Source organism: Atlanticothrix silvestris CENA357 (genome assembly GCF_016056295.1).
GTDB classification, from domain to species: Bacteria; Cyanobacteriota; Cyanobacteriia; order Cyanobacteriales; family Nostocaceae; genus Atlanticothrix; species Atlanticothrix silvestris.
Genome location: NZ_JAECZB010000053.1, coordinates 1 through 10,337, shown reverse-complemented (window position 1 = coordinate 10,337; position 10,337 = coordinate 1). Strand labels below are relative to the sequence as shown.

The 10,337-nt window shown below is 42.1% G+C and carries 6 protein-coding genes; all 6 read right to left on the bottom strand.

The window, feature by feature from the left end; all coding sequences use genetic code 11:
* Positions 1–174: 174 nt before the first annotated feature.
* A complete protein-coding gene (locus I8751_RS16860; RefSeq protein ID WP_214440295.1) occupies positions 175–957 on the bottom strand; it encodes a DUF928 domain-containing protein in 783 nt (260 codons plus the stop codon).
* 51 nt (positions 958–1,008) lie between these two features.
* The gene (locus I8751_RS16855; RefSeq protein WP_214440294.1) at positions 1,009–3,348 is read right to left on the bottom strand and encodes a CHASE2 domain-containing protein; all 2,340 of its coding nucleotides are present in this window, start codon (positions 3,346–3,348) and stop codon (positions 1,009–1,011) included.
* 193 nt (positions 3,349–3,541) lie between these two features.
* Positions 3,542–4,510, bottom strand: a complete 969-nt coding sequence (locus I8751_RS16850) for a DUF1822 family protein (protein ID WP_214440293.1) — start codon at positions 4,508–4,510, stop codon at positions 3,542–3,544.
* Positions 4,511–4,705: 195 nt separating this feature from the next.
* Positions 4,706–7,375 (bottom strand): CHAT domain-containing protein, encoded by a 2,670-nt coding sequence (locus I8751_RS16845; protein WP_214440292.1) that lies wholly within the window; start codon positions 7,373–7,375, stop codon positions 4,706–4,708.
* A gap of 275 nt (positions 7,376–7,650) precedes the next feature.
* On the bottom strand, positions 7,651–8,301 hold the full coding sequence (locus tag I8751_RS16840; RefSeq protein WP_214440291.1) for a sigma-70 family RNA polymerase sigma factor: 651 nt from the start codon (positions 8,299–8,301) through the stop codon (positions 7,651–7,653).
* A gap of 273 nt (positions 8,302–8,574) precedes the next feature.
* Complete coding sequence (locus tag I8751_RS16835) at positions 8,575–9,909, bottom strand: DUF2330 domain-containing protein (RefSeq protein ID WP_214440290.1); 1,335 nt, start codon at positions 9,907–9,909, stop codon at positions 8,575–8,577.
* Between the last annotated feature and the right edge of the window lie 428 nt (positions 9,910–10,337).

Genomic DNA, 10,337 nt, shown 5'->3' with positions numbered 1-10,337 from the left:
GATTAGGGCATGGGGCATGGGGAAGAAGGGGTAAGGGGGAAAGGGGAAGGGTTTGTTTCTTCATCCTTTACCCTTTACCCTTTAACCCCTTCAGGGTTCACCAGTCGCTCATGGGGGAAACCCCCAAGACCGCGCTGGCTCACCTTTTCCCCCTCTTCTTGCTCCCCTGCTTTTTCATTCCGATTTTCCAGGAAGAATTGGTTTTGTCACAATGTCATCCAAACCGATGTTGGACAGCAAATCTCTCCACTGGGTTTTAAGTGCTGCATCTTGAGGATCTTTTTGACGCAGTTGTGCCAGTGTTGTTAATGCCTCATGCCAAATCCCGTTTTCGGCATAGATTGCAGATTGCTGTAGAGGTGTTGCTGTTTGTAACTGTTGGGTAATTTTGGGTTTGAGGTTGACTCGTTGAATCACCCCTTCGACATAAATAGGAGGTGACTGTTTTTCTGGATCACAGTAGACAGTTAAAAACCAGCGGTATTGCTTGTCTACTTCCAAAGCAGGGGCGTTTGTAGGCAGAGAAATACTGATAACTCCTGGTTGATTGGGTAGAGCGATCGCTTGTCTATAGATTGGGTTAGACTGCTGATCTTGGAGGACAAATTCAGTCGGATAGGCGGAATCTTGAGTATACGGCACGTAGAACCACAAAGTCGGATTTGCCTTTGTTGTCCATCCCCAAACATTAATCACCGTAGAAGTTTCTTCAGTAGAGGGTACTAAAGCAGTAAGTTTAGGTTCGGCCTGTAAACACAAAGGAGTTCGTCTAGCTCCGCCACGGACGCGGCCTCCAGGCGGGGGATCTGGGGGCGGTTGAGGTGGTGAAAAGCGTACAGTTTGAGCCAGAGTTTTCATACTGTGAGTCAAAGGTACTGGTGCTGGTGCTGCCAGTACTAAGCTTTGGCTGGCTAAAAAACCTGTGTATCCCAGAAGTAATGGTAAAAATAATTTCATAAATTATAAAATTGACTTCATAAATTACTAGTATAATTTGGTATTGGCAGTTTAAATTCGAGAAGATTGCTGACGACGTTCTAAAGATTTTGTCTGTTTAACAATTGATGTCACGCCCACTGTCAATAACAAGACCAAGGCTGATGGTACAAAAGGCACCCAAACACCCCAGATTAAAAGACCAAAGCAGACTACATACAGCACACCAACGCTCATACCAACTACTAAAGCTAATGTGGGTAGTAAATACCACCGTAAGGCCAGTAAACCTCCAACCATAGCCCAACCCAAAATCCAGATCACCTCAACTCCAGGAGACCAAGCTCGCAATAATGGTCGCCCATCCAAAATTGCACTGAGAATTTGACTGACCATGTGTGCTTGTACTATCACTCCTGGCATTTGCTCATCTAATATACTGCCATAGGGAGTAGCCCAGTAGTCGGGAAAATCTCCTTTTGCGACTACACCAATCAAAATAATTCGATTTTTAATAGCTTTAGGATTGATGGGACTAGATAAAAGTTGCGTTAGCGTTACTTGTTCAGCAATCTGTTTGGAGGAACGGTAGTTGAGTAAGATTTGACCCTTTGCATCGATGCCTTGATAGCCGCCAGTGCGAGATTTGAGAATTGGAAAAACAGTGTTACCCAACTGCAAATTTCCTTTTGAGTTAAATTTAGGTTTAATTCCTAAAGGCAACAAATAGCGAAATGCTAGTTGCATACTTAAGGCATAAGGAGCCGAACACAAAGATGCAGTCTCCTGGTTCATGAACATCAGATGCCTACGTACAACTCCATCCTTATCATGAATAAAGTCGCTAAATCCCAGGCGATTTTTGGGAAATTCTGGCGGTGGCTCAATACCTTTGACGCTTGTTGTAGCATCACTTCCCTTACACACCCCAATTAAGTTATCAGTTTGTTGAAAACGAGTAATTAAGTCTTGCTGTTCTGCGGGAAAATCGCGGTAGATATCTAAACCAATTGCTCTGGGTTGATACTGCTTCAGTTTTACTAGTAGTTGATTGAGAGATTTTTCGGAGATAGAAGTTCCTTTTAAGGACTCGCCATTACGTCGTTGATTTGCCAGATCTGTATCATCAATCGTTACTACTAGGAGGCGATGATCTAGTTCTTCGCTGGGACGCGATCGCATCATCAGGTCAAAGGCTTGTAATTCATTACTTTGCAGCGCTCCTACAAATCTCAAGCCACAAACTAAAGCACTCATCGCTAAACTGGATAACAATGCCATTGTAAATCCGCATTTGAGGGATGGGCGTAAGTTGAGTATGCTTCTATTTTGAGTATGTTTTAGTTCTTCCCAAGTCAGTGGTATCTGTGCCAAATTTTGGCAAATCACTGGTAGCCAAGTTGCACAAGGAAATTTATCCTCAATTCCTTGTAACCTTTCTCGTGCTTGTCGCACCGCCTGATATAAAGATTCACCACCGGCAAAGCCTTCTAAAAAATATTTCAAAAACTCCTGGGCTACTTGGTCTGGAACAGGCTCACGCATGATAATGATTTGCGGGATGTGCAAATCAGCTAGTTCTCGTGCTAGCCCCAACCCATCACAGGAGTTAAAAATTGCTAATTGTAAGCCGCGTTCAATAGCTATTTTGAGAGCGTATTTCAATTCGCCAATGCTAAGGCTGTCGGTTTTATTCAAATAAATTCGCCCACAACCATCATTTCCTTGATTAGAACTGTGCCCAGCAAAAAATAGAATATCCCAGTTTTGCCCCCACAGGTTATCGGTCACTTCTTTACGCTGTGGCTCCACTAAAAAGGTGACATCTGCGCCTGGGCAACGTTGCAAAATAGCTTGGTCAGCCTTAGTATCAATACCTTGACTATTACCCACAATTGCCAAAATATTTACTGCTGGATTAGGGCTGCGTGGCTTGAGGATGCGCTCATAACTTGGTGATGAAAGAGCAATTTCTGCCTTTGGGTAGCGTTCTAATAAATCCCAGAGATGCCAAGGTAGCTTCTGTAATTGGCTATTTTCTGATTGCAGAATGACTCGAATTTCGTCTGTGGGCGATAATCTCTCTAGCCATTTCTCTCGTAAAGGGCGAAACTCTTCTGCTCTTAGCCAAGTGTTAAAGCGTGCCCGCAAAATATGGGACATATTGTGGCAGTCTTGAGTCATCGATACATTCGTCACTTGTATTTGGTCAGCATCCAAGCGATAACGATTGCCCAACTTTTGATAGTTAGATTGCCAACGAGCGTAGTAAAGCGGCATTTCGGGAGATGGTGGCAGTTTACCCGTGATTTCTGTTGAAGGGCGATCGCTTTCTTCACCAATCTGGAGAGTGACAGTAAACCCTACCTCAAAACAACCGTCTCCGAATTTTAAAACCACTAACTTAGCCATGACTAAGATATTTCGTATTTAAATTTTTAGAACTGATGCCACTGCGCGGAAGTCAGAAGACTTATATTATCGGCTTTTCACCCTTTATTAAGGATGCTTTTATTGCCGCCGTGCTGTATTAGTAATAAGTTACTTACTTATTACTGACAAATTTTGAAATTATGCATATTTAAATGTAATTAATCTACATACTTTAAATTACAAAGTTTTCCGTAATCCTCATCTCATCTAATGAGACCTGAACGCTAAAACGCTCTTGAATTTCGCCTCTAAACTGTAACTGAATGTAGTTGTCTGCACTTCTAGCTTCAGCTTCCAAAAATACTGCTCCAGATTCATCCAAAACGGTGAGTTGCACTCCCGTCGGCAAGTAAATTTGATTACCTGTAGAGTGTAACTGTAACCGAATATTGGTTTGTTGATTCATTTCAGGGCCAATTTCCACAATCAACATCACAGGTTGGTCAATAATTGTGATACCCAAATCAATCAGTTTTGCCCGTCTGGTAATTGCTTCTGAGTGATTGGGAGATGTTGCTTCAGTAGTTACTGAACTACGAAAGGCGTAAGCTGGTTGAGATTCCAGCAAGTCCCATAAAGATTCAACTGTTTGCCAACCAGCTTCACATTGATCAGCAAACCACTGACTTAAATTCACCAAAGTCTTGAATGGTGAAGTTCTAAGCTGTTCCAAGTGATCAATTAATGCCTCTAGGGGTTGTAGTCGGCTCAAAGGCAATGTTTCCGTGGTGACATTACGGGTAAATCCTAGCAGTTTTGCTTCTTGGAGCGCTCCGTCAATTTGCACCACGACATAACCCACTCGTTCTTCCCAAGTTTCTGGGGGAACGGCACATACCTGTTCGTACAAACCTACAGGACGACACTCCAGACGGCCAATGGAGGGAATCTCCAAATCAGCAACATTGGCACTCAGTTGCATAATAGGATTCCAGCTGTCGCTGACTCTAAGATCAGTAGGAATTTCCATCATCTGCAAATAGTCATTTACCACCGATACAGCTAAAGTATTTAGCCGAACTTGTTGTGCTTTTTCGGGAGTTGGCTGCTGATTGGCAAACCGTTGAGCAGTTGTGCGTGCTATTTGAGAAATCGGTAGAGGCAATGCGGAATTGTCTAGTTCATAAGTGTTGTTACTCATAATTCATCTCTCGTCATTAATGCTGTTATGTACATATCGGCTGCATTTAATAAATTTATGCCACCAAGTCAGAAAAAGTCAGAAAAATAAGTAAGGAAGCAGGGGAGCAGCAAGAGGGGAAAAGGTTAAAGGGTAAAGGATGAAAAAACCAACCCTTTAACCCTTCCCCCTTTTTTCCCAATGTCCAATGCCCAATTACAACCAATTACCAATCAACACATAAGCAGACCAAAAGCTTGGTGCGTGGTAATTGGGATGCTTTAGCAGTTGCAGTTGGGCACGGCGGAGGGCTTCGGCTTTAGTGATATTGCCGTCCTTGAGTCCTCGGTAAAAACTACCTACAAATAAGGCTGTCGATTCATCATCAATTTGCCACAGAGATGCTAAAGTACTGCGTGCCCCTGCCCGTACTGCTGCTCCTGCCAGACCAAGGGCTGCACGGTTATCCCCTGCTGCTGTTTGGCACGCACTTAAAACTAACAGTTCTACTACTCCTGGTTGAGTTTCGTCTTGGCCGCGAAGAAAAGTATCGAATTGGGTAACATTAATTGGGCCGTCAGCAGCCAAAATAAAGGTGTTTTCAGCACGAGAACTAAACTGACCATGAGTTGCTAGATGTATGACATTGAATGGAGAAGTATTAACTTCGTTCTCTAGTGCTTTGCTGGTGAAGTTTTGATTCAACAGATTGGTTGTTGATACCCCAGCGCTGGCAATAAGCTGAACTTCAGACTCAATGCCCGGCAATGGTGCAAAGTTAGGAAAATTTGGAGGGGGCTGTATTAAACCAGCAGTTAAGGCTCTAAGTTGTTGGCGCACCAGTGGTTTGGGGTTTTGGAGTTGCAGACCGACGCTTAGTGCGATCGCATATTTTTCTACTAAGAATTGCTGTCCATCATAAAGTGATGACATTGGTAAATTACGCAATGCTCCATCCAACACAAATACCAGAGTTTTTACCCCACTGGCTGACAATTCTGATTCAATAGGTTTGATGAGCCAGTTGTAAATTTGTTGCGATTGGATTTTGACGGCATTAGTAGCAGCGGGATCGACAAGAGTTTTTTGGACTTGTGCAAGAACTTTGTCTACTTCTAATTGGGAAATATTGGTACTGTAATGCCGCAGGGGTTTATTGGGAATTTTGACAATTACCTGAAATTGGTTAGGCAGAATAATAGGATAAAGAATAGCAGCAGTAGGATTATCTTGGTCTACTACTTTATCAAGAGTGACACTTTGTCCTTGCAGGCAAGCTTCCTGAAAAAAGTTATCTAATTCTGCTAATTGCAAGGCTTCAATCCGCTGGCGGGCTTTATCTAAGATTTTTTCATCTAATTTTCCTGACTGGGATTGCAGTAATAACTCTACTGATTGTCGATAGATAGGTTCAACACTGTCACGAAAGTTAAATTGCACGTCTTGATTGACAGCCACTAAATCACTGCGGAGAGATTTGAGAGTTTCGATTGCTGCATCATAGGCGGCGATCGCTCCTTTGATGTCTTTTTGTGCCCGTAGCAATCTGGCTAACTGCCACTCCAATCGATAAGCGATGTCTGATGCATTACTTGTTTGAGCTAGGATTAATGCTTGTTCGGTGAGAGTTTTAGCCTCTGACCACTGCTGGTTTTTTTCATATAAATTACCCAAACTTAAAAGCGCGTAAGCTTCTGCTCGTTGATCGCTCAAACTATGAGACTGCTGAATTGTCGCGGCGAGTAATTGTGCTAAGTTCTGAATGCTGACTGCTGAGAAAGATTTTTTACTCAAAAATTCCAAATCGGTACTTAGGACTTTCATCAAGCTTTGTACATAGTTAATTTGGGCGTAGATGGCAGCGCGACTAGGAGGAAGTTGGTAAAGTTGGGATGGAATTGATGCTAATAAAGGTTCAATTTCTGCCAATTGTTTTGTTTCAACCAGCAGGCTGAGCTGATTGAGCTGTGCTTGAACTTTTGTTAGGGGCGAGGGAGAGACTTGAAATGTTTTTTTATAGTAGGCGATCGCTTCTACTTTTTGTTGATGTATCCGCGCATTGTTTCCTAGGCTAAAAAGACTTGCCCCAATTTCAGCACGAGATTGCATGCGTTGGGCAATCTCCAAACTTTGCTGTAGGGCAAGGCGAGAGTTTTTGTGATCTCCAGTTACTAAAAGCGCATCACCAAGCGATCGCAATCCTACTGCCTTTTCTATGGAGTCTGGTTGAGATTGTAACTTTTGACTTGTTTGTTCTAATATTTCGACTGCACGACGGAAAAATCCTTGAGTTCGCCACGCTTGTGCTTGATTGATCTGCGATCGCACTACACCACTGTGGTTTTTTAATTGCTGGTAAATTTTTGCTGTTTCTTGCCAAGTTGCTAAGGCCTTCTCTGTCTGCCCCATCGCCAGTTGCAAACGACCTTGAATATCCAGCGATTGAGCTAATAGTTGCAAATTTTGGCTTTTTTCCTGTCCTTTGAGCAATTTCAAGCTCTCCGTAATTGCCTGCTGCGCCTGAGTCCATGCACCCAGTTGTTGGTAAGCAAGAGATAAATTACTCAGGGTGGTAGCGAGTCTTTGATGATCTCCTTGTTGCTTGTATTCTTGAGCTGCCTGCTGTAATACTTGCGCTGCTTGGGCAAAACGTCCAGCATCATATAATACTTTACCCTGTTGTGAAGCTGTAATATTTACGTTTGTCAGCTGAGATGAAGAATGGGTCGCATCTGGAACTTTTGCTAGCACAGGTGAAGCAAGTATACACAGCAAAGTCAACAAAAAGTACAAAAGCAAACGTAACCAATTACGACCTTTACCTTTTGCTTTTCGTCTACTAAATTTTACAGAATTTGGGTAACGAACCCTGCTTGTTGGAGCCATAGCTATAGCAAGAGGTAGACGACAACAGGGAAGTCAGATGATTGACTGTATAAGCAGAATACATGAATATGGTAGCGATCAAAAATTACTGAGATTATTGATTTTTCAAACATCAATTAGATAGCATATAACATCATCAATGGTTGTTATTAATATCAATTAATCAAAATGAAAAACCTGAATGAGGAGAATGATTCTTCTCCTCATTCAGGGTTTTGACTTGATAGTGACCGCCACAGAAAAACAGGCGATTATTTACCTTTAATACTTCACCTTCATAACAAACCCTCAAATTCAGCAAATTTTCGCAAGCGCGGTAAGCACTGACGCTGATAAAAACTGCTTAATGTGGGAATTGGCAATCCAAATGCCTCAGACAATTCTTTCCAACTAACTTCCGGGGGTAAGCGTTTAAGAATTAACACCTGACAATTTACATTTGGATGTCCTTTAATATGAGTGCTACGTAGTTCTCCATCTGAATCCTTTTTTACCCACATCTCCAAGTTTTCCAAAATGGGGGGTACTTGGGGACTAGCTGGCAGGTTGTCAACAGGGTCAATAATTTCACTGTTTCCACCCGACCCAAACTGGTGAACTTTGATAGGAACTGTTGTAGCTTGTTCCCGGTGTTGATTTAGGTAAAAGTCTTGTAGTCTGCGTTTCAGGTAAGCATTCAACCAAGTAATGACACTGCCATAAGTAGGATCATATTTTTGGCCTGTCAAACCTTCGCAAACGTTACGACAGAAATATAACCAAGTTTGTTGCAGTGCATCTTGATAGTAAGGTGTACTTTCCCTCCAAAGTCTTTTGGAAGTCGAGCGTATAATTTGCGTGAGCAACTTCTGACGCTGAGGGCTTCCAGGTGGGTGCCCACAGGCTTGGGCAACTAAACAGCGTAGCTGTTCATCGAATTCAACCATGTTAAACTGTTGGCGAAAAAGGCAAGAATATTTTAGTATTACGTATAATAATGCTCCAGAGAATTACCCTGTATCGTGATAGTAGCTTTTTTTTGAATTCTTCTATCAAAACAATTTTATAGCAATACATCAAAGTTGTAATAATTACCTTTTGAACTAATCGCCAAAGAGGAGTCAGGGAATTACTTGCGATCACCTGTCATGCACTAAGCTTGATACAAGCAGTTATTGATTATACAGTACTTCTATTTGATTTTTGTGCGTAGAAATCGCTTATAATCCCAACCAAGCTAAGAAATTATTCCACCAAGAATTTGTCAGATTGCCTGCATTTAATCGCATTTTTTGGCGAATATCTTGAATATTCCAGTTAGTTAACTTGGCTAAAGTTTGTGCTTCTTGTTCAAAACGCTTGGGTAAAGACCGCTTGTATTCTTTGCCTGCTTGACATTTGAGTTCACCTGTAAAAGGATGTTGCAAAATATAGCGTCCTTGGAAAAACTCACGGTTAGAAGTTTGTTGAAACATAGGATCTTCAGGGAATTTGTCGCGGGTGTAGCGGATATGTAATCGAGTAATGAAGACGTTATTATTAACGGGAAATGGACGACCAAAGCCAGGAGGTATTGGCGCGTTATTTACAGAATTACCATCCAACCAAAATACACCTGCTTGCTTCAGTTCTTCTGAAGTCAACGGTTCAGCAGAACAAGGATCGCAATTGCTCATATCCCAGGCATATTCCAAAAAGGCAACTCTCCTATCTTCTTTGGTGTAGACAGTTTGAAACATCGATTTGTAAAATTCGCCAAATTCATCTTTGACAAACACTGGGATATTTGTATTTGATGGAATTTTGACTGTCCGGTAGTTGGTGATTTCTGCTTGTCCTTGAGGTGAGAGGATGTAGACAATCAAATCTTGTTCTTTGGTAGCGTTGATCATGCCCAAACGAATTGGCAACATGAACTTGGGCGACTGGTAGGAAATTTGTAGTGGACGCAGAGATTGATAACCAGATTTCTCAAATGTATCTAGGTTGACTTTGGCCACAAAGAATTTCATTGAGGAACGAATGTAAGGTTTCAGTAACTGTTTTCCTCCTCTAGGGATTTTGTAACCATTACGGTTGAGCCAAGTTTCCAGCCCGCCAGATTCTTTAGCACTTAAAATCACAATGTCATATTCGCCAACATTAAAACGCGCCTCAACTGTGACACCCAAACTGCGATCGCTCCTCTTACTCTCTAATTCATTACTGGCTGCTCTCGGTGCTGCTTGAGGCATGACAGAACTGTCGTAAGCTGGAGTACAAGGATCTGAGTCGAAATATTCTACCAATCGTGCCGCACTAAAAGCATCTAAACGTTCGATAATTTTGGGTTCAGCTATCCGAACTTGTTCTTTTTGTAGCACTGTCGGCACAGGTACTACCATTGCAAAATCTTTGACTTCTCCTTGAAAGTCATTTGCCATCGTCAAAACACAAGTGGCGATCGCTACTGCAATCAATGGCGATCGTAATGTCCAGTCTCTTGCTCCAATACCTAAGACCAGAAACAAGCCAAGAAATAAAATTTGGTAATCTCGTATATCTTTAAACAGCATTAACCCTTAATTCAGGGATTACCCGTAGATTTTTTATCAATCTAAGCGAGTACAAGCTCAAATAATATTGCTGTTACAGATTTTGTTACAAAGTTAGCTTCCAAAGGATATTCATACCCTTTCTTTGTGAAGCTGCGCCAAACTCTCTTAAACTCTTAATCTTGGCGTACTTGGCGTACTTGGTGAAGCAGTCGCAGTCTTGGCGCTTTGCGTCGATTGCGAACTGCTGAACCCGAAGGGCGGTTCGTTTTTGATTTCTTATACTAAGTCTGAGATAATTGGGCGCATCTTCATACAGAATTGGTATCAGGAGTCAGTCCAAAGCCCACCACCTTACCCAATAAGTACGGTTGTGGGCACTTTTTTAATATCAAAGTTCGAGTACTTTGCTGTTAATTTGTTTACTCATTTCCCAGATCTAACTGTAC

What these genes read in the sequence shown, in the direction of transcription:
- I8751_RS16855 (WP_214440294.1), bottom strand. Translation starts at nt 3,348, where the DNA reads ATGGCTAAGTTAGTGGTTTTAAAATTCGGAGACGGTTGTTTTGAGGTA.
- I8751_RS16850 (WP_214440293.1), bottom strand. Translation starts at nt 4,510, where the DNA reads ATGAGTAACAACACTTATGAACTAGACAATTCCGCATTGCCTCTACCG.
- I8751_RS16835 (WP_214440290.1), bottom strand. Translation starts at nt 9,909, where the DNA reads ATGCTGTTTAAAGATATACGAGATTACCAAATTTTATTTCTTGGCTTG.
- I8751_RS16840 (WP_214440291.1), bottom strand. Translation starts at nt 8,301, where the DNA reads ATGGTTGAATTCGATGAACAGCTACGCTGTTTAGTTGCCCAAGCCTGT.
- I8751_RS16860 (WP_214440295.1), bottom strand. Translation starts at nt 957, where the DNA reads ATGAAATTATTTTTACCATTACTTCTGGGATACACAGGTTTTTTAGCC.
- I8751_RS16845 (WP_214440292.1), bottom strand. Translation starts at nt 7,375, where the DNA reads ATGGCTCCAACAAGCAGGGTTCGTTACCCAAATTCTGTAAAATTTAGT.